At 37.9% G+C, this 23,767-nt stretch carries 26 protein-coding genes and 1 other annotated feature (1 of these 27 only partly in view); of the genes, 1 reads left to right on the top strand and 25 read right to left on the bottom strand.

What is annotated here, in order from left to right:
• Nucleotides 1–15 precede the first annotated feature (15 nt).
• From ATZ35_RS09305 to sfsA, 16 genes are all read right to left on the bottom strand, one after another.
• On the bottom strand, nt 16–1,212 hold the full coding sequence (locus ATZ35_RS09305) for a GNAT family N-acetyltransferase (protein WP_244148140.1): 1,197 nt from the start codon (nt 1,210–1,212) through the stop codon (nt 16–18).
• Between the two features lie 182 nt (nt 1,213–1,394).
• Nucleotides 1,395–2,798: a PTS sugar transporter subunit IIC gene (locus ATZ35_RS09300; RefSeq protein WP_208926996.1), complete on the bottom strand. Its 1,404-nt coding sequence runs from the start codon at nt 2,796–2,798 to the stop codon at nt 1,395–1,397.
• A 264-nt stretch (nt 2,799–3,062) separates the two neighbouring features.
• Nucleotides 3,063–3,476 carry a DUF3284 domain-containing protein gene (locus ATZ35_RS09295; protein ID WP_025872033.1) on the bottom strand — a complete coding sequence of 138 codons (414 nt, stop codon included), beginning with the start codon at nt 3,474–3,476 and terminating at the stop codon, nt 3,063–3,065.
• Nucleotides 3,476–3,673: a DUF3188 domain-containing protein gene (locus ATZ35_RS09290; RefSeq protein ID WP_010764089.1), complete on the bottom strand. Its 198-nt coding sequence runs from the start codon at nt 3,671–3,673 to the stop codon at nt 3,476–3,478. The genes ATZ35_RS09295 and ATZ35_RS09290 overlap by 1 nt, the downstream gene beginning before the upstream one ends.
• A 20-nt stretch (nt 3,674–3,693) precedes the next feature.
• Entirely contained in the window at nt 3,694–3,912 is a 219-nt protein-coding gene (locus tag ATZ35_RS09285; RefSeq protein WP_010764088.1) for a hypothetical protein, read from the bottom strand.
• Between the two features lie 75 nt (nt 3,913–3,987).
• The gene (locus tag ATZ35_RS09280; RefSeq protein ID WP_208926995.1) at nt 3,988–5,442 is read right to left on the bottom strand and encodes a PTS sugar transporter subunit IIC; all 1,455 of its coding nucleotides are present in this window, start codon (nt 5,440–5,442) and stop codon (nt 3,988–3,990) included.
• Nucleotides 5,443–5,574: 132 nt separating this feature from the next.
• Nucleotides 5,575–5,895 (bottom strand): PTS lactose/cellobiose transporter subunit IIA, encoded by a 321-nt coding sequence (locus tag ATZ35_RS09275; protein ID WP_086280263.1) that lies wholly within the window; start codon nt 5,893–5,895, stop codon nt 5,575–5,577.
• 28 nt (nt 5,896–5,923) lie between these two features.
• Nucleotides 5,924–6,244, bottom strand: coding sequence for a PTS sugar transporter subunit IIB (locus tag ATZ35_RS09270; protein WP_086280261.1), 321 nt, complete (start codon nt 6,242–6,244; stop codon nt 5,924–5,926).
• 214 nt (nt 6,245–6,458) lie between these two features.
• A complete protein-coding gene (gmuD, locus tag ATZ35_RS09265) occupies nt 6,459–7,859 on the bottom strand; it encodes a 6-phospho-beta-glucosidase GmuD (RefSeq protein WP_279614928.1) in 1,401 nt (466 codons plus the stop codon).
• Nucleotides 7,860–7,993: 134 nt separating this feature from the next.
• Nucleotides 7,994–9,277 carry a PTS sugar transporter subunit IIC gene (locus ATZ35_RS09260; RefSeq protein WP_208926993.1) on the bottom strand — a complete coding sequence of 428 codons (1,284 nt, stop codon included), beginning with the start codon at nt 9,275–9,277 and terminating at the stop codon, nt 7,994–7,996.
• Between the two features lie 122 nt (nt 9,278–9,399).
• A complete protein-coding gene (locus ATZ35_RS09255) occupies nt 9,400–9,720 on the bottom strand; it encodes a PTS lactose/cellobiose transporter subunit IIA (protein WP_010771280.1) in 321 nt (106 codons plus the stop codon).
• 32 nt (nt 9,721–9,752) lie between these two features.
• Nucleotides 9,753–10,073: a PTS sugar transporter subunit IIB gene (locus tag ATZ35_RS09250; protein ID WP_086280250.1), complete on the bottom strand. Its 321-nt coding sequence runs from the start codon at nt 10,071–10,073 to the stop codon at nt 9,753–9,755.
• Between the two features lie 150 nt (nt 10,074–10,223).
• Complete coding sequence (locus ATZ35_RS09245; RefSeq protein WP_208926992.1) at nt 10,224–12,938, bottom strand: sigma-54-dependent transcriptional regulator; 2,715 nt, start codon at nt 12,936–12,938, stop codon at nt 10,224–10,226.
• Nucleotides 12,939–12,974: 36 nt separating this feature from the next.
• Nucleotides 12,975–14,258, bottom strand: coding sequence for a DEAD/DEAH box helicase (locus ATZ35_RS09240; protein WP_208926991.1), 1,284 nt, complete (start codon nt 14,256–14,258; stop codon nt 12,975–12,977).
• Nucleotides 14,259–14,284: 26 nt separating this feature from the next.
• On the bottom strand, nt 14,285–15,286 hold the full coding sequence (locus tag ATZ35_RS09235; RefSeq protein WP_208926990.1) for a Gfo/Idh/MocA family protein: 1,002 nt from the start codon (nt 15,284–15,286) through the stop codon (nt 14,285–14,287).
• A gap of 8 nt (nt 15,287–15,294) precedes the next feature.
• The gene (sfsA, locus tag ATZ35_RS09230) at nt 15,295–16,032 is read right to left on the bottom strand and encodes a DNA/RNA nuclease SfsA (protein WP_208930458.1); all 738 of its coding nucleotides are present in this window, start codon (nt 16,030–16,032) and stop codon (nt 15,295–15,297) included.
• A 221-nt stretch (nt 16,033–16,253) separates the two neighbouring features.
• On the opposite strand from sfsA, the gene ATZ35_RS09225 reads away from it, so the two are divergent.
• Nucleotides 16,254–16,652 (top strand): DUF4828 domain-containing protein, encoded by a 399-nt coding sequence (locus tag ATZ35_RS09225; RefSeq protein WP_208926989.1) that lies wholly within the window; start codon nt 16,254–16,256, stop codon nt 16,650–16,652.
• A 57-nt stretch (nt 16,653–16,709) separates the two neighbouring features.
• Here ATZ35_RS09225 and hisE read toward each other — a convergent pair whose 3' ends face one another.
• From hisE to hisZ, 9 genes are all read right to left on the bottom strand, one after another.
• A complete protein-coding gene (hisE, locus tag ATZ35_RS09220; RefSeq protein WP_208926988.1) occupies nt 16,710–17,021 on the bottom strand; it encodes a phosphoribosyl-ATP diphosphatase in 312 nt (103 codons plus the stop codon).
• A gap of 108 nt (nt 17,022–17,129) precedes the next feature.
• Nucleotides 17,130–17,435, bottom strand: a complete 306-nt coding sequence (hisI, locus tag ATZ35_RS09215) for a phosphoribosyl-AMP cyclohydrolase (protein WP_086280227.1) — start codon at nt 17,433–17,435, stop codon at nt 17,130–17,132.
• Nucleotides 17,432–18,187 carry an imidazole glycerol phosphate synthase subunit HisF gene (gene hisF / locus ATZ35_RS09210; RefSeq protein ID WP_208926987.1) on the bottom strand — a complete coding sequence of 252 codons (756 nt, stop codon included), beginning with the start codon at nt 18,185–18,187 and terminating at the stop codon, nt 17,432–17,434. Before hisF ends, hisI begins: the two co-directional genes overlap by 4 nt.
• Nucleotides 18,177–18,902, bottom strand: a complete 726-nt coding sequence (hisA, locus tag ATZ35_RS09205; RefSeq protein ID WP_208926986.1) for a 1-(5-phosphoribosyl)-5-[(5-phosphoribosylamino)methylideneamino]imidazole-4-carboxamide isomerase — start codon at nt 18,900–18,902, stop codon at nt 18,177–18,179. The genes hisF and hisA overlap by 11 nt, the downstream gene beginning before the upstream one ends.
• Nucleotides 18,880–19,506 carry an imidazole glycerol phosphate synthase subunit HisH gene (gene hisH / locus ATZ35_RS09200; protein WP_208926985.1) on the bottom strand — a complete coding sequence of 209 codons (627 nt, stop codon included), beginning with the start codon at nt 19,504–19,506 and terminating at the stop codon, nt 18,880–18,882. The genes hisA and hisH overlap by 23 nt, the downstream gene beginning before the upstream one ends.
• On the bottom strand, nt 19,507–20,091 hold the full coding sequence (gene hisB, locus ATZ35_RS09195; protein WP_208926984.1) for an imidazoleglycerol-phosphate dehydratase HisB: 585 nt from the start codon (nt 20,089–20,091) through the stop codon (nt 19,507–19,509).
• A 36-nt stretch (nt 20,092–20,127) separates the two neighbouring features.
• A complete protein-coding gene (gene hisD / locus ATZ35_RS09190) occupies nt 20,128–21,408 on the bottom strand; it encodes a histidinol dehydrogenase (protein ID WP_208926983.1) in 1,281 nt (426 codons plus the stop codon).
• The gene (gene hisG, locus ATZ35_RS09185; RefSeq protein WP_208926982.1) at nt 21,405–22,043 is read right to left on the bottom strand and encodes an ATP phosphoribosyltransferase; all 639 of its coding nucleotides are present in this window, start codon (nt 22,041–22,043) and stop codon (nt 21,405–21,407) included. The genes hisD and hisG overlap by 4 nt, the downstream gene beginning before the upstream one ends.
• Nucleotides 22,040–23,230, bottom strand: coding sequence for an ATP phosphoribosyltransferase regulatory subunit (gene hisZ / locus ATZ35_RS09180; protein WP_208926981.1), 1,191 nt, complete (start codon nt 23,228–23,230; stop codon nt 22,040–22,042). The genes hisG and hisZ overlap by 4 nt, the downstream gene beginning before the upstream one ends.
• Before the next feature lie 277 nt (nt 23,231–23,507).
• Nucleotides 23,508–23,767: a binding site (T-box leader), on the bottom strand; it runs 16 nt beyond the window's last position.

The following is a 23,767-nucleotide window of genomic DNA, read 5'->3' as shown; positions in this document are numbered from 1 at the left end:
CACTTCGTCTATTTTTTAAAAGTAATCTGCTAAAATCGGCTTACCTTTTACTAAGCGCTGATCCAATGATTGAATCAGCTTTTCTGATCCTGTGATTTTTCCATAAAAATATAATTCACTCCCGGTACGATACCCCATAAAAAGTTGCGTCAAAACTTGGATCGTACTGATAATCACTTCCTCTTCTGTCAATGATTCAGGAATTTGATCACGCTTTTTGACAGTACTCTGACCCATTTCAGTTATTTGTAATTCCCATATTCCTTGGTTCAACAAACCATACTCATCTTCAACTTTAAGATAATACGTTTCTTTATTCCCTTCTGTAAAAGGATATTTACCAAGAAAACTGGCTAAATCAACGATTCTGGCCATCATAAAAGGAGTGATTTTCATTTCTACTAAAGGAGATGACATCAGATAGCTTAGATTTGTGCCATCAAACCCTGTTTCTAAATAAAATTCTCGTGATGACCCATTATGCGAACCAATAAAACGAACGAGTGATTGAAAGGCTTGATTTGTTACATAGCCCCACTCCTTAATAACAAAACGCTCTGCACTAGATTGATAGATCAAATATCCCTGAGGATTTCCCAACTCATCTTCGTAGAGCGCAAATCGATTCTTACCATCTAGACCAAATGCGTAACCAAACCACCAATCATCCCGAATCACTGCCCCTCTTTGATTGCTTGGTAACTCAGAATAAATATGCTGACAGACACTTTTGGCTTTTTCATAAGTCACTCGTTTCATCTGTCCTGGTGTTGCGTTCACGTTTGGCCAATCTACCGCCTTAACTGTATAACTAACTTGTTCAAATACTTGCTCAAAACCATATTTTCGATAAAAAGGATATGAAAATGGCGCTAAGTAAGCAAGTTCAACCTTATTTTCAGCTAATTCTGTTAACAGCTGTTTCATAATCGTTGAAATACCACCTTGTCCCCGATATTCAGGATAAGACGAAACGCAACCAATGCCAGCCATTTGATAACATGTTCCATGGAAGGCTACTTTAAATGGCGTAGAAATCACTTGACTCGTTAAAGTATCTCCTAAAAAATACCCATAATTCAACGAATGAGCAACCATGGTCTTGAAACGTAATTTTCGTTCTTCCGTTGGCTCAGCATTAAAAGCATATGCTGCTAAATCAAATATCTCATCAATTTTTTCTTCACCCATAAGACGTACTTCTTTTTCCACTGTGACCACCCTAACTAAAATAACGATTTACTTTTCATTGTACTCCAATACGCAACGATGTCCAGAAAAAAGCGAACTCTGTCAATGGACAAAAAAAGACTAGGATATGACTATCAACGTCATATCCCAGTCTCATCATCTGATGTTCATTTACACTAAATAAGGCTAAAAAGATTGTACCCTTATTCTTCTGGCTCACCTAGATTTGGGTCCATTTTATTTGCTGCAATAACAAATGGAGCCCAAATCACAAATGCCACAGCCAAATTGACGATCGTTAAAACAATTGCTCGCCAATCACCCGCTGTTGCTAAGAACCCGCTAATAATCGTCGGCATTACCCAAATCACATTTACAACAACAGGGTTCACTAATCCAGCCATTGTTGCAAAATAAGCGATCGTAGCTGTTGCTATCGGTGCTAAGATGAATGGGATCAGCATAATCGGATTCAATACAACTGGCATCCCAAACATCACTGGTTCATTAATATTGAATAGTCCCGGTCCTATGCCAAGTTTGCCGACCGTTTTATAATCCGCCCGTTTAGATAAAAGCAGGATTGAAATAATCAAGACCAGTGTCACACCCGCTCCACCAGGCCAAACAAATGCTTCAAAGGAACCCGCAACCCATTTATAAGGGATTTCTTGTCCTTGTTGATAAGCATTGGTGTTATCAACCATCGCAACACCATAAATCGATTGTAAAACCGGTGACATGATATTCGTCCCATGAAGTCCGAAGAACCACAAAACATGCACTAACAACACAATTAAAAGGACAGCTCCGTAACCCTGAGACAAACCAAGCAATGGCGTTTGAATGGATTCAGAGATCCAGTCGATCAATAATTTTCCTGTTAATTGTTCAAATACATGATAAATCAAACCTGAAACATATAAAGCAGTTACACCAGGAATAATCGCAGCAAATGCTTTTGAAACTGCCGGCGGCACTGAATCAGGCATCTTAATAACAATATTTTTCTTTATCAATTTAGCAAAAATAATAACAGAAATAAACCCAAAAATCATTGCTGTAAATAAGCCTGTCCCCCCCATATATTTACTAAACGGGAAATACCCCCAAGCACCAGCATCAACTGCCGAAACACCATCAACTGTATTAACCGTCGCACCAGCATCCGTAAATAGTTGCGCAATATTTTTTGGTAATTTTTCGGCCAAGGTAACAGTCGCTGTTGCACTTTGTGGCAAGCCAATGAAAAAAGCAGCTAATGAGACTAGCATACCTGATAATGCATCGACATCGTAAGCTCTTGCCACGTTATAACCCAAAGATGCGGCAAACACAACAGCCATGATTGCTAGCGTTCCCGTCCAAACCAATCCATTTATCGCAATCACGGGTGTAAAGAAGCTGGTGATTGCATTGCCTTCTCCTAAATACGTATTAGGAAAATCACGCATAAATGCATTTAATAAGACAGCAATCGCCCCAGCCATCGTAACTGGCATCATACCAATAAAGGCATCCCTTAATGCCACTAAATGTTTTTCCGCTCCAATCTTCGCAGCTATAGGTAAAATATACCTTTCCATCCACGCAGTTAATCCATTCATTTTTTGTCCTCCCAAAAATTTATTTATTTAAAAAGTTTGCACTTTTCAAAACAGCCTCATACCCTCTAAAATAAATCACTGATCTACACAAAATATTGTATCAATATAACCTTACATTCTTATAATAAGCAAAAATCATGCCAAATTGATCTAGACCAAAACCGCACGATATAAAGCGCTTTCTCAACACACTGTTTTACACACACGTTACACTGTGTATCTTGTGTGTAAAAACAAAAAAAGAGTGCCAGTATGACACTCTCATCAATATGATTCTTCCATCATTTTTAACATTTTAGTAAACTGACGCTTTTTAAAAAACATCAGGATCGTACCCAGTACGGCATCATTCATTTTTTGTAAAAATCCATATGATTCCATTTTCTCGTTATAACGAATCTCACACGATTTTTCATCTAATGGTTTGATATCATATTGAACCAAGAAATCATTTTTCGTTGTTGATGTGCGAAAATGGTAAGATGTATTTTCAACAAGTTTTTCTACTTTGATCCGCGCTCGGCTATTTTTTGAAAATTGCTTAACATATTCAAAGTTGTTTAGTTGTTTTCTTGTTAAACTTTTGCCCGTATGCTTTCGTATATCAAACAAAACAGAATCCATGACTTGGTCATAAAAAACAGATGCTGGAATATTCATTTTTTTTATAATTTCCATTATCTTTTCACCTCGTTATTCTCTTTCTTATTTTGTTCTTCTTTCTTTCTGCCTTTGAAGAAAAAGTACCCTCCAACAACCACTAAGAAAATACCTGTAGTCATACTTAACAAATCATATTGCATCGATGCAGGATTCAGCGCATATAAAATTATAATTAAGCCGATACTACATACAAATAAACCGTTTCTTACCATTTTGCATCCATCCAATCTTTTTAAACTGCAGCTGCTTGGAAGAACAAGACACCGCCCCAAGGTTGTGCTTTGATAATTTCTTTTGCTTTTTTCGCTGCTTCTTCTTTATCACCAGTTACATCAAAGGCTAATTTGATCCCTTTTTTTTCTTTGAAAGTGTATGTAAAATCGCCACCGTCATAGCTTTCTAATAAGTTCTTGATTTCTTCTTGTTGCATTGCACTCGCAATTGTAATCATTTTAACCTCTCCTTAACAATAATGCTGTTGCTTTCACCTCGTTTGAAGTGAAAGCAACATACTATTTAGTTTTTTTTATTCAAAATCAGTTGGTTCCATTCTGTTAGCCGCAATAACAAACGGTGTCCAGATCAGGAATGTTACGACCATACATACGATCGTTACGATTGGCGCTCTCCAGTCCGCTCCTGTTGCTAAGAATGATAGCAAGATTGGCGGTACAACCCACGTTACTTGTTGTGATACTGGCGCTACTAATCCAAAGTACGTTGCTAACCAGCCGATTGTTGTTGCAACAACTGGTGCTACTAAGAATGGTACAAACATGATTGCATTTAATACGATCGGTAAACCAAACATGATTGGTTCGTTGATGTTGAAGATACCAGGTCCTAATGATAATTTACCAACAGTTAGGTAATCTGCACGTTTAGAGAATAGCAAGATAGCAATGATCAAGACGATCGTACCACCTGAACCACCAAACCATGCAAAGGCATCAAATGAACCACGAACCCACATATAAGCTTTTCCATCATCAATGGCTTTCAAGACAGCTGGCGTACCAGTTAAGCCTTTGTAGCCTTTTTGGAAAATATCGATATTGATTAATTGTGCTTGTCCCCAGATACCTTCTAAAACTGGTGCCAATACGTTTGGACCATGAATACCGAAGAACCAGAAAATTTGAACGAAAATCGTTACGATCAATACTGCACCTAAACCTTGAGATAGTCCCAAGAAAGGTTCCGCGATATATTTTTGAACAAGATCGATGATCAATTGTCCATCTGTTAATTTACCTACTACAAAGTTGATAATTGCAATAACATATAATGCGATCGTTGCAGGCAAGATCGCTGCGAACGCTTTTGATACTGCTGGCGGAACTGAATCAGGCATTTTGATTGTGATATTCGCCAACATTAATTTACAGAAAATGATAACAGAAATTGCACCCATGATCATTACGGTGAAGTATGCGTTACCATTTAAGTGATCTAATTTTAACCAACCCCAACCACCAGCTGTTAATCCTTCGGCTGTTGCTGACCAACCACTTGTTGCAGTGTTTTCATTGATTGTGTTCATTAATTCTTTTGGAACCGCTGTTTCTAATGTATTAGAATAAGCAAACGCAATCCCTTGAATCAATGTTGCCAACCCAACGATACCACCCGCTAAGTCATTTACTTTGTATGCTCTTGCTAGATTATAGCCCCAAGAAAAAGCAAAAATCAAGCCGGCAATCGCCAAAGTACCATTCCAAACAAATCCGTTGATGCCAATAATAACGTTAATAACTGCAAAGATCCCTTTATCTGCAGCAAGATTGGCTGCATAATCAGAGAAAAATTGTTGTGGCAAGTCACGAATAATCGCATTGATCATTACGGCGATCGATCCTGCCATTGTTGCCGGCATTGTCCCGATAAAGGCATCACGTAGTGCAACTAAGTGTTTTTGCGCACCAATTTTACCGGCCACAGGTAGAATGTATTTCTCCATCCAGGCTGTTAATCCATCCATTTTTTAATTCCTCCTATAAATAATATTTATTCAAAGAGCGATAAAACTCTTTAAAACAAAGTAGTGGTTAAAGTCCCGTTCAAAAAACTTTAACATCTATTTTCTTCCGTTCAAAAAAGAAAATGATACAGCTTATTCGTTGTCCATACGACGATACAGATCAATGATTTCTTTTGCTAAATCTGTAAATGCAATCGATGTCATTAAATGATCCTGACTATGAACTGTCAGTAACGTCACTTGGATATGATTTCCTTGTGCTTCTTGTGTTAACATACCCGTTTGAGAATGATGTGCTTGGACTAAAGATTCCTCTGCATCAACAATTTTTTGATCTGCTAAGTCAAAATCTCCTGCTTTGGCAGCCGCAATCGCTTCCATTGCATCGCTTTTAGCATTGCCTCCATACATGATCAATCCCATTACTGCTTCTAAATTTTGTTGATCTTCCACGTTTGTAACTCCGTTCATTGTTTTATTTTTACTGATCCATCAAAGCGATTGCTTGATCTAAGACTTTTTCGCCGTTCATCATGCCATAATCAGACATGTTGATCACGTCAAAAGGAATTCCTTTAGGTGCTAATTTTTGCTCGAATTGTGATTTCATGAAACGAACTTGTGGGCCTAAAAGTAATACGTTTACATCTTTAGCTTCTAGGTTGTTATCTGCATCTGATGCCGATACTGCAAAGATGTCTGCTTCCATTCCACGATCTTCTGCTGCTTTTTGCATTTTTGTTACTAATAAACTGGTACTCATTCCTGCTGAACATACTAGCATAATTGTTTTTTTAGCCATTTTTTACACTCCTTCTAATAGTTGTTGTACTTACACTTTTATATGAAGCAAGAAGTGTGCCAAATAGATGTATAGACCAAATCCAGTAATAGCACGGTTTTGGTCTATACGTCTTTGTGTACACACTAATAAATCTGCAATACACACTATCTTTTGTGTGCGTTTTCTTTACCTTCAAACCAACGTTTGAACCGTTTTCAACAAAAGGTGTTTTTTAATTAAAACCATTATTTTTTGTCAGTTCCTTAAACCAGTAGCCGCTTTTCTTGATTGTTCGCTTACCTTCTTGTTCTAAATCAACTGCAATGAATCCATAACGGTTTTTATAGGCATTTAGCCATGACCAGTTATCCATACACGTCCACATGTGGTAGCCTTGAACTTGGCTACCTTCTTGAATAGCTTGATGGACCCATTTTAAATGATCGGTCACAAATTCAATCCGGTAATCATTTTCGATCATGCCATCTGCATTTACAAAACGTTCTTCTCCTTCGACGCCCATACCGTTTTCAGAAATATAGCAACGGATATTGCCATAGTTTTCCTTCAAATTCATTAAGGTATCGTAAATGCCTTTTTCATAAATTTCCCAACCACGATATGGATTCATCTTTTTACCTGGCATATCGTACACATCATAGAAATCTTCTGGTAAAATACTGTTCCCTGCAATTTCCACAGGAGTCTCTTTCGCTTTTACTCTGCGCGGTTGGTAATAATTAACTCCTAAAAGATCGATCGTATTCTCTGCAATTGTTTTTAGATCTTCTGGTGTTGTTATAGGCATTAAATCATTTTCTTTGACCCATTTTATGATATCTTCTGGAAAATGACCTTTCACTGCCGGATCTAAGAATGAGCGATTGAATAAGCCATCGACTAAACGTGCCGCTTCAACGTCTGCTTTATTTTGTTCATCTCTTGGGTAAGTAGGTGTCAAATTAAGGACGATCCCTATTTCACCATCTAAAAAATTCATACTATGATAGACTTCGATTGCTTTAGCACTGGCAAGAGCTTCGTGATAGGCTACTTGAACACCATGCTTTAAGTTGATTTCATCAGGATAGTGCCACCCATATAAATAGCCACCTTCAACTGGTACGATCGGCTCGTTGTGTGTAAACCATTTCTTCACACGATCGCCAAATAATTCAAAACAAGTTTTAGCATAAAAAACATACTGATCAACGACTTCACGATTCAGCCAGCCACCTTTTTCTTGCATTGTCATTGGCATATCAAAGTGATACAAATTAAAGAAAGGCTCGATCCCATTTTCTAATAGACCATCAATCACATGATTATAAAATTCAACCGCCTTTGGATTGACTACTCCAGTCTCAGGATCAGGAATCAGACGGCTCCATTGGATCGACGTGCGAAAAGAATTATGACCTGTTTCTTTCATCAATTGAATATCTTCTTGATACTTTTTGTAAAAACGTGACGTTTTATCTGGCCCTACATTGTTAAAGAATTTTTCAGGTTTTTCTTCATACCAAAAGTCCCAGATATTTTGCGCTTTTCCATCCCCTTCAAAAACACCTTCCGTCTGTGGACCACTAGCTGCAGATCCCCACCAAAAACCTTTTGGAAATTGATAATCCATCATTGTCATCTCCTATAAATTATTTTCATTTGAAAATAGATAAAATCTCCTCACGATTGAGAAAAAAGGATTACTCTTTTTCTCTCAACCTTTCTTAAGGAAATTTTATCTATTGGTTACCTGATTAAACTTGGCTATTTGCTTTCTTGTGCTTGTGCTACTGCTTCTTGTTTCAAGAATTGATCCGTTGCTACTTTTACAAACGGAATATAAATCAAGACAGAAATCGCTAAGTTAACTGCAGCTAAGACACCACCAGCAATACTCTTAGTTGCTAAGAATCCGCCAATGATCGGTGGTGTTACCCAAGGTGGCATAAATGTCGCAGCTGGAACTAGACCTGTTGAAGTTGCAATATAAGCTGTTGTTACAAGAACCATTGGCGTAATGATAAATGGAATAAACATGATCGGATTTAATACGATCGGCAGACCAAACATTACTGGTTCGTTAATATTGAAAATACCCGGTGCTAAACTTAAGTTTGTAATGACTTTAAATGGTTTGTTTTTGCGTCCTACTAAGAAAATGGCAATCAATAGACCTAACGTAGCACCTGTTCCACCTAAGTTGACAAAAGAATCAAAGAACGGTTTGTTTACGATATAAGGAATTTTTTCCCCTGCTTCTAAGGCTTTAATATTTGCATCGATCGCTGGAACATTGATCGTTTGCATCAAAGGATCCACCATATTCGCTCCGTGTAGTCCGAAGAACCATAAGAATGGTGTAATAAAAGCTAATAATAACGCTGAAGGATAGCTATTTGCCAATCCCATAAATGGTTTTTGAACGGCCTCATAGAATGAAACCACAATGTTGTCGATTCCAAGACCTAATAAAATAGATGTGATCAAACTGAACAAGCTGATCGTGATCATCGCAGGCAATAATGCTGCAAATGATTTTGCAACCGCTGGCGGAACGCCATCCGGCATTTTAATCACTAATTTGTCATTCCCAACTAATCTTTGGAATAATTCACCTGAAATAAGTGCAATAACTAATGCAATAAATAATCCTGTAGCATCCATACCACTTAGTCCGCCAACGGCAAAGAATGAAGCAACTGAAACAGTTCCTGCTGCAATACCATCTTTACCATAAGATCTCACTAAGTTATAAGCCACTAAAAAGGCAATTAAAACTGAAAAAATGGCGAATGTTCCGTTCCAAATGTTCCCACCAAAGCTTTTCCAAATTGGTGCATCATTGGCGATCATTGGAAATAGTTTATCCATTAATTCTGGAAATCCAGGAATCGGTAGATTGTTGATCAAAACTGCAAGTGCGCCTAAAATCATTAACGGCATCGTTACCACAAAGGCATCACGAATTGCCACCAAGTGCCGTTGTGCTGCAATTACTGAAGCTTTCGGCATAAAATATTTTTCCATCCATTGAACAAATTTGTCCATCGTTTGTAAATCCCCCTAAACAATATTTATCTAAAAAGCATGCTGCTTTTCAAATCGGTCGTTATAAAAGCGCTGTTATAAAAGCAGCAACTCTTTAGTTTGTCTCAAGATCCAAGTAATGTTTACTCGTTATCCATACGACGATATAAATCGATAATTTCTTTTGCTAAATCTGTAAATGCGATCGCTGTCATTAAATGATCTTGGCTGTGAACAGTCAATAGCGTCACTTGGATATGATTTCCTTGTGCTTCTTGTGTTAACATACCAGTTTGAGAATGATGTGCTTGAACCAAAGATTCTTCTGCATCAACAATTTTTTGATCTGCTAATTCAAAATCTCCTGCTTTAGCGGCTGCGATCGCTTCCATTGCATCGCTTTTAGCATTGCCTCCATACATGATAAGTCCCATAACTGCTTCTAAATTTTGTTGCTCTTCCATAATTTTAACGCTCCATTCATTTTTTATTTTAATTAATTACCCATTAAAGAAATTGCTTGATCCAATACTTTTTCGCCGTTCATCATGCCATAATCAGACATGTTGATCACGTCAAAGGGAATTCCTTTAGGTGCTAATTTTTGTTCGAATTGTGCTTTCATGAAACGCACTTGCGGTCCTAAAAGTAATACGTTTACATCTTTGGCTTCTAGGTTGTTATCTGCATCTGATGCCGATACTGCGAAGATGTCTGCTTCCATTCCACGATCTTCTGCTGCTTTTTGCATTTTTGTTACTAATAAACTGGTACTCATTCCTGCTGAACATACTAACATAATTGTTTTTTTAGCCATTGTTACCACTCCTTCTATCTCAAGTTTTCTTTACACGTTTATATAAAGCAAGAAGCGTGCCAAAAAAATATATAGACCAAATCCCATGATAACTGGGTTTTGGTCTATACGTTTTGTGTACACACTATTATTTTTTAAGCTACACACTAATTAATTTTGTTTATATTCTGAGATAGCTTTAATTCTATTTTCTAAAAACAGTTGTGTAAGGTGTGCAATATCAGACTCAGTAAAGGCTACACGATAGGCTTTTTCGATCACCATTAAATTGGTTCTAGTTACATCTGTTTCTAAGCGGTTCTTTTTCATAAATTCAGGCAGATGCTCAAATTCTTTTGATTTTTCGCCTTTTAAAATAGCATCGACTAAGAAAGCAAGATGAATCACGATTCCAGCGTCTACACCAGGTTCTACAATAATATGCATATCGGTTTGGATTTGATGAACTGTTTTTTGCAGCATGACAATTAATTTTTGTAATGAATCGACTGCCGTGATCGTGCCACCTAATGATTTCACGATTTTCTCAGTTGGCACTTCATCTCCTGCGATACGTTTTAATACATTTAGTTTTTCGTCGTCGAAGATATCATAGGCTGAAAAGAACGGAATGTTTTGGTACTCAACATCTACTGTTCCTGCAATCGCTTTGATTTCATACTCTTCCATCAAACTGTCGATGTGCTTTTTAAATGCTTCACGTTCTAAGAACTGCATTTGGATGATCTCTACTTTGTTTTCATCAATAACGGGTAAAATTCGTTGGTACAGCTTCGCTGCTACCCCTTCACCAGTGAAACAAGTGACTACAACCGCTTTTTTAACTTCATCTCGGTTCTGCGGACTCGTTCTAAATTGTTCTCTAATAATGCTTTCAAATGACATTTGAATATTTTGATAGATATCTTCCAAACTACGTCCCACACTAGCCATACGAATAGCTTCTAACACAATCATCGTACTGGTCATAGTGATCGCTTTTGTACGAATACCCGTTTCTTCAAAAATCAAATTACCAAACGAGTTTAATGAACCCATATCCGTTAGAAGCAGCATACCATTGACTAATTTTTCACGATGATTCAATACAAACGTTTTTAGCTGTTCATACATGGTTTGAACTTCCATGGTCAGTGGCATGTTCATTGCCACACCAGTCTCAGTTCCAAGTAATTCTTGTGCTGTTTTCAGCATACTTGAAGCTGTGGAATCACCGTGCATCAAAACGACAACACCAACATTGTTCTCATGAACTTTTTCTTTACTGCCGACATTGATCGATAAAAACATACTGATAAAACCAATCTCATCAAAAGGAATTTCAATATTGTTTTCTTCTTCTATGATTGCAGATAAATCCATGGCCACTTGAAATTCTTTTTTCATTTTTTTACGAACATTGTTTAAGTTAGGATGAACGATTACATGTCCCTCTCTAACTCGCTCGATCGTACTTTGTAAATGGAGTGCAAAAGCAAAACGCGCTTTTTCATTGTAGGTACGCTCTAATCTTTTTTCTGCGATATCATATAGTTGATCTGTTAGCTTCCAAATTGGCTCTGGTAATAATTCTTTGTGTACTGGATTTTGAGTCAATTCATCCACATATGTTTGAAAATAGGCATCCATATCACTGGAAATTAGTTGTTCCAAATTAACATTTTCTAATTCATTAGCTGATAATGTAGCCACTTTTTCTTCGATTTCATTGTAAACCTGCATGTCACGAGCTGGATCTTGAGACCAAACCACTTCATTCGTACCAGGTTCAAAGCTTAGATAATTACTTTTACTATCAACAAAACGATCTAAACGATCAGACACTTCTTTGATTTTTAATAATCCTTTTTGAACTTGGAGTGGTAAATCTCGTTTTTGGATCACTAAACTAGACTCGTTATGAGTACGATAATGTAGAAAAGATTTTGCACAAACCAGTTTTAAGTCTCGTTTGACTTGTCCAATATTGCCTTCTGCATCATATAACATAAATGCTAGGATCGCTTCTCTTTTAATATCGATTCGTTGATTTAAACGATTAGCTTCTTGTTTGATAAACAATGAAATAATATCATAACGTTCATCAAGTGACCGTGCATCTAACGATGGTAATGTGATAGCCATCGGAATTCGGCGATTAAAGGTTGTTAAAAAGCTTTCAGAAGATTCTGTCGTTGCCCCAATAATTTGAACAGATGCTTCATAAGTTTGACCACTTTCACCAAGTGGGCGATAGATGCCTTTATCAATAAAAGTGAACAACATTTCTTGTCCTTCTGGTGGTAAGCGATGGATTTCATCAAGGAATAGAATTCCTCCATCGGCTTTTGACATCAAACCTGGGCTATCTTCATTCGCTCCAGTGTAGGCCCCTTTTTTCACACCAAAAATATGCCCAAAAAGCAATTGAGGATTCTGAGCGTAATCAGCACAGTTAAACGAAATAAATGGCGCATCTTTCGCTAGCGTGTTTGAATCAACCGCAAAATGATACATACATTCTGCAAATAACGATTTACCGGTTCCAGTTTCACCAAAGATGATAGTATGTAAGCCACGCGGCGGATATAAAATCGCCGCTTTAGCCTGCTGGATGCTGACTTTCAAAGAGTCATGGGCCCCAACTAAGTTATCAAATGTTACCTCACTGGAACTGTCCACATGTACTCTGTCTTCTTCTGTTACAACGGAATAGACTACAGGACGGCCATCGCTTTTAATAATTTTTTGTTCTTTGAATAGTTCACTTAAATAGCGACTCGCATTACTTCGATCGATCGACAACTCTTTGGCGACCGCGGCTGCCGTCATCCCTTGTGTTTTTAATTCTAAAACTGCTAAAATCTCGTCTTTTCTAGATTTCATGGATAGCCTCCTAAATCATGACGTTCTTACTTGTTACTATGCTTCAGGTTGAGACGGTTTCCGTCTAGCCCCTTTGTTTTTATTGCTTTTTGGCCTTTTTTTAGGTTTAGCCGTCTGTTTGCTTGGTTGTTGTGTGGTTACTGGGTCTTTTTTGTGCGGTAATTTTGTGTTTGAGTGTTTTTCTTCGACTGTACTTTTTTCTTTTCTGTTCAGATGGATTGCACCATCGTATAGAAAAATTTCCTTAGAAGGAAGTTCGATTTTTTTCATCAATCGTTGATAATCTCTCTTCGTCGCATCATTAACAAAGGTAATGACAGAGCCCGCTGCTCCCATTCTTCCAACACGTCCTGCACGATGGATATAGCTTTCTTCCGATAAAGGAACTTCGGCATTCACAACAAATGGAATAGCTTCAAAATCCAAGCCTCTTGCCGCGATATCCGTTGTTAAAAGCATTACAGCTCTTTTTTTAGAAAATTGATCGATCGCCAATTTCCGTAATGTTTTATTTTGATCGGAAGCAAGTCCAACCACTGTTAATCCTTCATAAATCAGTTTTTCTTCAACCGAGCCCAAATCAGCAACTTGATTGAAGAAAACCATAGCTCGAAAATCTGGTGTATAAGCCAAACTTCTTAAATAGTCACTTTTCTTTCTAGATGATAAAGCCATAAAATAGTGATTGACGACGCCACTTGACTGATCTTCATTTGTTACATCGATAATCGTCAATTGATCTGTTAATTTTTGTGCTTCTTCTACCACTCGATCTGCAGTCGCTGAGTAAAAGACAAGCTGAAACTCTGTTGGTGCACTTGTCAAAATTTGTTTGGTTAAATTCAATTCTTTATCATGAAAGAGTTGATCGACTTCATCCAGCACAACTGTCTTTAGCAAATGGCTTTTGATTTTTTTGGTTTTGATCAATTCTAGTACGCGGCCTGGTGTTCCGACTAAAATTTCTGGTTTCTTTTTTAGTTTCTCGATTTGTCGACCAACGTTGGCTCCGCCGATCAGACTTTGAGTTTTTAATTGCAGAAGTGTTGCCCAATCCCGTACAACTTGGCTGATCTGCACAGCTAATTCTTGTGAAGGTGCTAAAATCAACAGTTGGCTACCTTGGTCTTTTTCTACATTTAAAAGTAATGGTAAGACATACGCCAACGTTTTTCCTGATCCAGTTGGTGAAATCCCCAAGACGTTTTCCTTTTCTTGCAAAGGATGGAAACTCTTTTCTTGAATCATCGATGGCTCGCTAAAACCAGAAGCCTGCCAATGTTCTTGCAAGGCTTCTGGTAAATGGTTGATAAATGTCATAATAGTCCTTTCTTGATTAAACTTGTTTATGCTTTGTCCGCATCAAAAACGATGCCAGCACTTTTTCTTAAACTTGTTAATACTTTATTTACGTTGCGTGATAACTCGACCCACTCCTCGTAACGCACACCCATTGTCGAATCGTTAGGATTTTCTAAGATATCAGCAAAATCATTGGCTTCTTCGATCATTGGATTTTCTTCGGTCGTAACAGAGATGATATCACGTTCTTGATGGTTGCGATCGTGATATTCAGCTTTTGAAATCGCATTGACACTATCTAAGATCAACGTACCGCCATCAAAATAAATTTCAGAATCTAAGAAGGAATCTGCATTTTTTCCTGTTTGTAACGTTACATCAAATAAATCATATCTTAAAATCGCTGTGCCAATTCCATCAACAGCTGTTGGGATTTTTCGTGCAAAATAATGACTTTCATTTGGCATACCGAACCAACCCACTGCGGCATAGACTAAATAGACACCTAAATCCGCCATAGCCCCACCTGAAAAATGAGGTGAAAAAATATTTGGTTCTTGACCATCCAACACTTGGTCGTAGCGTGAAGAATATTTCATATAGGTGAAATTTGCACCTATAATTTGATTTTTTAAAGGCAATAGGTCAGCAATTTTTTTGAAACTTTTCTCATGGATATTACGAGCAGCTTCAAAAAAGAAGACTTTTTGCTGATTAGCCAACTCAATAATTTCGTTCATTTCTTCCGGTGTTGAGAAAGCTGGTTTTTCAACAATAATATTTTTGCCAGCTAAAATGCCTTGTTTCGCCTGTTCAAAATGGAGTGAATTCGGTGACGCGATATAAACCGTATCCATATGAGCAATCCCGAAAAATGTTTTTAAATCCGTTGCATATTCAACATCACCATACTCTTCACCAAATTTTTGAGCTGTTTCTAACTTGCGTGAATAGACTGCTGTCAAATCATAGCGGTTTGTTTCCAACGCTGCTTTGACAAATTGATGACTAATCCAGTTTGTTCCAATAATACCTAAGTGAATCATCTTTACCCTCACCTTTCTGAATTTGGATCTTCAAACGTTTTGGCAACATCAAACGGTACCTGATGTTCTATTGCTATTGTATCAGGAGTGACACTACAATTGTAAGCAATGACGCTTAACCCTTGTTTTTGTCCTGATAAAATCATTTCTGCTAAAGCTGGCTGCATCGCTGTATGGATCGTTGCTATTTCAACTTTTTCAAATTGAACAACAAACAATACATAGCTTTGATACCCCTCTTTTGTGGCTTCGATCAATTCCGTTACATGTTTTAAGCCACGTAACGTTGGTGCATCAGGAAAGGCCCCTACTCCGTGATTTTCTAAGGTCATCCCCTTCACTTCAACAAAAGCTTGATGGCCGGTATTCGTTTCTACTAATATGTCAAACTGTGAATGGGCAAAACGCTTTTCTCTTTTTACCGAAATAATTTCGCCATTTAAGCCTGGTAAAATGATGGTCCCAGCTTGAATTGCCTGAGCTGCCAGTGTATTTGGAACTTGACTATCGATATTAAACCATGCATCATTTTTTTTTACCGCAATTAGATCATACTCTGTTTTTCTCTTTGGAGAAGGCTGATAAGATAAAGCAACTTCAACTTCTGGATGAAATAGTTCTTTACAGCGGCCAGTATTTTTTACGTGAACCGTTACTATTTCACCGGTCTCTTGTAAACGACACTGTGCAATAAAACGATTTGGCCTATCAATAAAATGCGCTAAATACACGTTGGGATATGTAATCATTGTACCACCCTTTCTTCAAAACAATACCATATTTTGAATGAAAAAGCATCGTCAAACTTTTCAGACAAACGTAGTTCTATATAACGGAAAATACAGATAGACAATCTACTTAAAATTAAAAAGAATAAGGACTTCATTAAGTTTTTTTATAGGAAGAGATTTTCGAATAGTTTGTTTTTTAATTTCGTGCTATGATTGTTTTAGAGGAGAATGATACTATGAAAAAACATTGGTCATTATTTTTAGGTGCATCACTTATTACGGGGATTGCCGGCTCATTGTTCTTAAAAAAACAACAAGAAAAACAGCAGGCTGATTCAGATATTCCTACTTTATATAAGAGTTATTTGGGCAGTTGGTGGTTCGTTAATAAAGTCAAAGCCACCCAACATACCTTAAAGATCGAAGATGATTTGCAAATCATTATCGATGGTAAAAAATTAAGTTACATGTTAGTTGAATTAACAACTAAACGCTTAGTCGCCCAAGATGAATATGGCTATCATTTAATTGTTCAATGTCTAAATGATAAACCTGCTTCGTTATACGATGAAGCAGATGATGCTACTTATGTTTTAGAAGCAACCAATTCTTTTGATTGCCCAACTGAAAACTAAAAGAAGCGATCCCCGTAATTGTTTTATGTGGGACGCTTCTTTTAGTTTTTGGTTCGTTTAAAGCGTATCAATTTGTTTCCGCTCGGTGGTTTTACTTAGTTTCCCTTCACGCTTCGTTAATTCTGCTTTGATTTCGTCTGGTGAAATGTTTTGTTCAACGAGTAAGACTAACATATGATAAATCAGATCAGATGTTTCAGAAACAAGTTCTGTTTGGTTATTTTTTGCGGCAATGATCACTTCTGTTGCCTCTTCACCAACCTTTTTTAAAATCTTATCTAGCCCTTGATCAAATAGATAATTTGTATAGGAGCCTTCTTTTGGCGTTTCTTTGCGCGCGCGGATTTCTTCATAGAGTGTTTCAAGCATGTCTTTTTACCTCCTTTATTTATTTTTTTCCGAGACCTTCAATCCTTGGAGCTTTAGCTCCTAGGAATTGATGAGATCGGAGCAGAGCGTAGTGACTAGCTCACATAGCTAGAGAATTACATTGAAAAAACAACTATGCTGTCCTGTATGACAAGCAGGTCCTGTTTGCTCAACAGTGATAAGTAACGTGTCTGAATCACAATCGGTCACGATGCTTTTTACTTTTTGACTATTCCCACTAGTCTCACCCTTATTCCATAACTGTTGACGGGATCTTGAGTAAAACCAAGTTGTTCCTGTTTCGAGCGTTTTCTCAAAGCTTTCTTCGTTCATATAAGCTAGCATCAAAACCTCGTTTGTTTTTTCTTCTATAATAATTGCAGGTAATAGACCTTTACTAAAATCTAATTTCATCGACGTACCTCCATTCCCTTAAGCGCCAAGGACTCTTTTAATTCTGGAATTTTTACCTCTCCATAATGAAAAATACTAGCAGCTAGAGCCGCACTGACTTTAGTTTGCTCAAAGACTTCTACAATATCTGCTGCGCTACCACATCCTCCTGACGCGATAACTGGAACATTGACAGCCTCACAAATAACTTGATTCAATGCCAGATCGTATCCTGCTTTAGTACCATCTGCATCCATACTAGTTAGTAAAATTTCGCCAGCACCTAAAGCCACTGCCTTTTTAGCCCACTCTATCGCATTTAATCCTGTATCTTCACGTCCGCCTTTAACAAAAACATGCCATGAATCACCTGTTCGTTTAGCATCAATTGCGACAACAATACACTGTGAACCGAATTTCTCAGCCCCTTCTTGGATCAGCGCTGGTCGTTGAATTGCCGCTGAGTTAAGAGAAATTTTATCGGCCCCTGCCTGCAGCATTCTTTTCATGTCGGAAACACTCCGAATGCCACCACCAACAGTCAAAGGGATAAATACTTCTGCTGCTGTCCGTTCGACTACTTCGATCATCGTTTCACGCTTGTCACTCGTAGCAGTGATATCTAAAAAAACTAACTCATCGGCACCTTGTTCATTGTATGTCCGTGCAATCGCTACTGGGTCTCCAACATCTTGTAAATCAACAAAATTAATTCCTTTGACTACTCGTCCATCTGTAACATCTAAACAAGGAATAATACGTTTAGTCAGCAATTTGTTCCACCTCCAGCATATCAGCTAAGGTAATGGTCCCATTATAAAAAGCTTTTCCGACGATTGCACCATACAGCCCTAATTCTGCTAGTTTCACTAAATCAGCTTTGCTACTAACCCCACCTGAAGCAATGATTTGTACATTCGGTACAATCTTTGCCAGCTGTGCATAATCATCAAAAGTTGGTCCGGCTAACGTGCCATCTTTAGAAATATCTGTGTAGATAATTGTTTTGACACCAATTGCCGCCATTTCCTTAGCCATCTGTAAATAGTCTGTTTCACTCACATCTAACCAACCACTAACAGCAACTTTTCCATTTTTAGCATCGATTCCGACAGCAATTTTATCCCCATGTTTTTTGACCGCTGCTTTGACTAATTCAGGATCACTTAAAGCTGCTGAACCAATAATGATTCGATCGATTCCCAGTGCCACATAATCGTCTACTTGTTTTAAGGTACGGATACCACCACCAACTTCGATTTTTAAGCCAGTTGCCTTTTTCATAGCTTCGATTAAAGGCGCATTGGCCGCTTTCCCCATCAAAGCACCATCTAAATCAACAACATGCATCATTTGAATACCTGCGTCTTTAAATTCTTGTGCTTGGGCTACGGGATCATGATTGACGATCGTTTTTTGGAGGAAGTCCCCTTGAACTAAACGAACTGCTTTTCCTTCTCTAATATCAATTGCTGGTAAAACGTACATGTTCCACTACCTCCTTAAATCCTTTTAAAATCCGTAAGCCTGCCTCACTACTTTTTTCAGGGTGAAATTGTGTCCCATAAATAGTTCCTTTTGAGATCATTGCAGGTATTTTAATGGAGTACTGAGCAATTGCATCAATCACATCGGGTTCACAATCGGCATAATAAGAATGAACAAAATAGACATACTCTTTAGACACATCTTTTGTCAGCGACGTTTCTTCGGTTACTACAAGTTGATTCCACCCCATATGAGGAACAGGTAAATCAGGATCGTCAGGTAGTTTTTCACACAGCCCTTCGATCAAGCCCAATCCTTCTGTAAAGCCATTTTCCATACTACCTTCTAATAGTAGCTGCATGCCTAAACAGACTCCTAAAATCGGCGTCCCTTTTTGAGCTGTTTCTTGGATCACACTCACTAAGCCTCGTTGTTCCAACTCTTTCATCGCTACTGAAAAAGCTCCGACTCCTGGCAAAATCAAGCCATCTGCTTTTCGTATCTCAGCAGGATCAGCAGAAATTTTATTCTCTAATCCAACAAACTCTAAGGCTTTTTGAACATTACGGGTATTTCCAGTATCATAATCAATGATAATAATCATCTACAAAATTCCTTTCGTCGAGTTGACCCCTTGAATATCAGGATTTTCGGTTATCGCTTCTCTCAATGCTCGCCCAGTTGCCTTAAACAAGGCTTCTATCTTATGATGCGTATTTTTCCCATGCAAGATTTTTAAATGTAAATTCATTTGGGTATTGAATGCTAATGCTTGAAAAAATTCTTCTGTCAATTCTGTATCAAAATCCCCAAGTTTAGGATTATCAAATACCGCATCAAACACTAAATAGGAACGACCGCTTAGATCTAAAGATGCCATACCTAAAGACTCATCCATTGGCACAAAACTAGTACCATAGCGATTGATTCCAGTCTTATCTCCTAGCGCTTCACGAATACATTGCCCTAAAACAATCCCGACATCTTCCACAGTATGATGACTATCTACTTCCAAATCACCCTCTACATTGACCTCCAGCGAAATACGACTATGACGAGCAAATAGAATCAACATATGATCAAAAAAACCAACTCCGGTTTGGATCGTAACTGGTTCTTGACGATCTAAATCAAGTTTCAACTCAATTTTTGTTTCTGCAGTTTCTCTTTTTAAACTAGCTGTTCTCATTATTTTTCCCCCAGTATAAAATCTTCTTTTCTAGACTCACTTAAACCGATATTCAACTGCTCTTGCATGTGCTTCTAAACCTTCTTTTCGTGCAAGGAGTGCTATTGCGTCCTTCGCTTGCGCTAAGGCTTCTTTTGTATAATAGGTGACTTGGCTATACTTCACAAAATCATAAACGCCTAACGGTGAATAAAATTTTGCCGTACCACTTGTTGGCAACACATGATTTGTTCCTGAAAAATAATCTCCTACTGGTTCTGATGCATAGTCGCCTAAAAAAATCGATCCAGCATTTTTGATTTCATGTAAATAGCTGATTGGATCGAGCAACTGAACTTCTAAATGTTCTGGGGCAATCTCATTCATGATCGTAAACATCGCTGCAACTGTTGAAGCAATAATGATCATTCCATGATTTTCGATTGCTTGTTTTGCAATTTCTTTGCGCGGTAATGTCTCTAATTGTCGATAAATTTCTTTTTCAACTCGCTCTGCAAGCTGGTTTGAATCTGTTACTAGGATCGCTCTGGCAAGCGTATCATGCTCTGCTTGCGACAGTAAATCCGCTGCAATGTATGCAGGATTAGCTGTTTCATCTGCGATAATCCCGATTTCAGAAGGTCCTGCGATCATATCGATTCCAACGGTACCAAAGACTTGTTTTTTAGCTGTCGCTACATAAATGTTACCTGGTCCGACAATTTTGTCTACTTTCGGTACCGTTTCAGTCCCGTAAGCAAGGGCTGCAATGCTTTGAGCACCCCCCACTTGAAAAATCTTATCTACACCAGCGATTTTGGCTGCCGCTAAGATTACATCTGGAATGCCATCAACTGAAGGAGGAGTGACCATGATGATTTCTTCAACTCCCGCAATCTTAGCTGGTAGAACGTTCATTAATACAGAAGAAGGATAAGCTGCCGTCCCTCCTGGTACATAAACACCTACACGAGCTAAAGGTAACACTAATTGCCCCCGTAGTACACCCGGTTTTTCTGTATCCATAAAGTCATGCTGTTTTTGCTTTTGATGGTAACTCACAATATTTTCTTTAGCCGCCTCCAAAGCTTTGATGACTTCATCCTCTACTCGTTTGTAGCCCAAATCGATTGTTTCTTTTGATATAAACAAGTCCTTAAGCTCAACTTGATCGAATTTTTTTGAATAGTTTTTTAGTGCCTTATCACCATTTTGAATGACTTGTTGAATGATCTGACGAACTTGTTCTTCTATCTCTTGGTTGTCTTCTTGGGCTAGCTTTACCTCCGCTTTTAATGCAGTCAAAATTTCTGTGGTGCTTCCCGTCAGCCAGTTCATATCGTTTCTCCTCCGATCACATTCTCTAATTCATCAAACAATCGAAAGATTGCTTGTCTTTTACGTTTAAGCATTGCTTTATTTACAATTACTCGCGCTGAAACTGGACAGATATCTTCAAAAATCTCTAAACCATTCTCTTTTAAGGTTGTTCCTGTTTCGACAATATCGACGATTGCATCCGCTAATCCTAAAACTGGTGCAATTTCCACAGATCCTTCGATCTTAATGATCTCAACATCTTCGCCTTTTCTACGAAAATGTTCAGAAGCAACTGTTGGATATTTCGTTGCAATCCGTTTTCGTTTATAATCATCTGGTTGATAATTTTTTGTTGATGCAACAGAAAATTTACAAACACCAATCTTTAAATCCAACATTTCATAATAACCAACTGGATGTTCAATCAAGACATCCTTCCCAACGATTCCTAGGTCTGCTACGCCATGACGCACGTAAGTCGTCACATCAGCCGCTTTTACTAAAAGAAATTTAAAGCGTTGATCAGGGCTAATAAAAATCAATTTTCGTTGCTTGTCCTGTATAAACGAAATGTCGATCCCTGCTTGTTCAAATAAAGCTAGTGTCTGTTTTTCCAAACGCCCTTTCGTTAGGGCAATCGTTAATTGTGTCAATTTTGGTCACCTACCTTTATTACATGTGTTTTATTTTCTAGCACTTCCATCACCTGTCGATACTGCCATTTCTCAGCATATTCTATCGCTTCTTCCAATGTTTCAAATAACGATAACTGATAATCAGGATGCTCTTTTACCAAGGATTCTGCTCTGCCCAATTGTGCTAAAGAACTATGAACTAGCGTTGTGGGCGGTTTTAAAGCTGCAAGCTTGTTTAGTTGGTATTGTAATGTAACCAAGGTATCTAAATTGATGCCTAATCCAACGGCTGGAATCATCGGATGATCAAATTGTTCCGCCAAATGATCATATCGGCCACCTCGTAAAAAAATATCTGGAACTAAATCGGCATACCCGTTAAACAATACACCAGTGTAATAATCCATCAATGTTATTAACCCTAAATCGACAGTCAATGAAATAGTTTCATGATAGCTCTTAATAATACTCATTAGTTTTTCTAGTTCATCGATGACTGGAATGATTTTGGACTCATTAGGCAATAATGTTTTAGCGACTGGCAAGACCTCTTCGACTTCACCAAACAATCTGGGAATTGCACAGATAAATGCATCTAATTCACTAGGATAAGTAGCAACGAATCGTTGAAGATCTGTTAAGCTTTTATGATTAAAATACGTTTGAAGTTCTGTTTTTGCTGTCTCGTCTAATCCCAGTGATGTTACAATCAAACGAAAAATTTGTGCATGACCTAACTCAAAATGAAAATTAGGTATCTCTAGTTCCTCTAAAATTTCAACAGCACAAGAGAGACATTCAACTTCTGCTTTCAAAGAGGAATAGCCAATCAATTCGATACCAGCTTGTGTCAGTTCATTTTGTTCCCCTAACATATCATCGTTTGAACGGAAGACTTTTCCACTATAAGATAGTTTAAGTGGTGGTTGAATTCCTGTTGTGGCAATTACACGCCCTATTGGCATAGTCATATCTGGCCGTAAAACAAGTAAGCGACCTTGTTTATCAAAAAAACGATAAAATTCTTTCTCATTTTTTTCTTCACTATAAAACACATCTTCAAATTCGATCACTGGCGTATCAATACGCTGGTACCCTCTTTTTTTCACGATATCATTAACTTGTTGCTCTAATTGATAGGCACCATTAGCTTCTCGAAATAACTTATCCTTTGTACCTGACGGTAAACTACGATTCCATTTCATATGCTTTCCTCCTAAATTTAAAAGCGTAGCGGGCTCGTCCAGCTCTGACAGAAAAATAGGAAATTCTAACTGAGGTTCTTTTTGCCTCATTTAGAATTTATCTTTTTTCCGAAGACCTTCAATCCTTAGAGCTTTAGCTCTTAGGAATTGTTGAGATCGGAGCAGAGCGTAGTGCTAGCCCGCGAAGCTAGATAACATACAGTAACAACATCCCACTTCGTTCTCCCTCTATACTTACTAGCCAACTAATAAAAAATCGTCCCCTTGGCAAATAAGCCAAGAGGACGAGAATAAGTTTCACGTGGTCCCACCTCAGATTTGTTTTTACTTCACAGTAAAAACCTCTGTTAGTTAGATAAACTAAGAAGCGATAACGGGCTCTCCGATTTTTCCTACTGAATTCAGAAAACGAACTTAATTTCGTTAAGCTAAACGGTTGATTTCAGAAAAATAATTCACAGGCGTGTTCAATGATCCTTCGCTATTTCCTTACAGCAACCGGAAACTCTCTAAAACGAAGCAACTCATCTACTATTC

The organism is Enterococcus rotai, from assembly GCF_001465345.1.
Taxonomy (GTDB): Bacteria; Bacillota; Bacilli; order Lactobacillales; family Enterococcaceae; genus Enterococcus_L; species Enterococcus_L rotai.
This window is presented reverse-complemented; position numbering and strand designations above follow the sequence as displayed.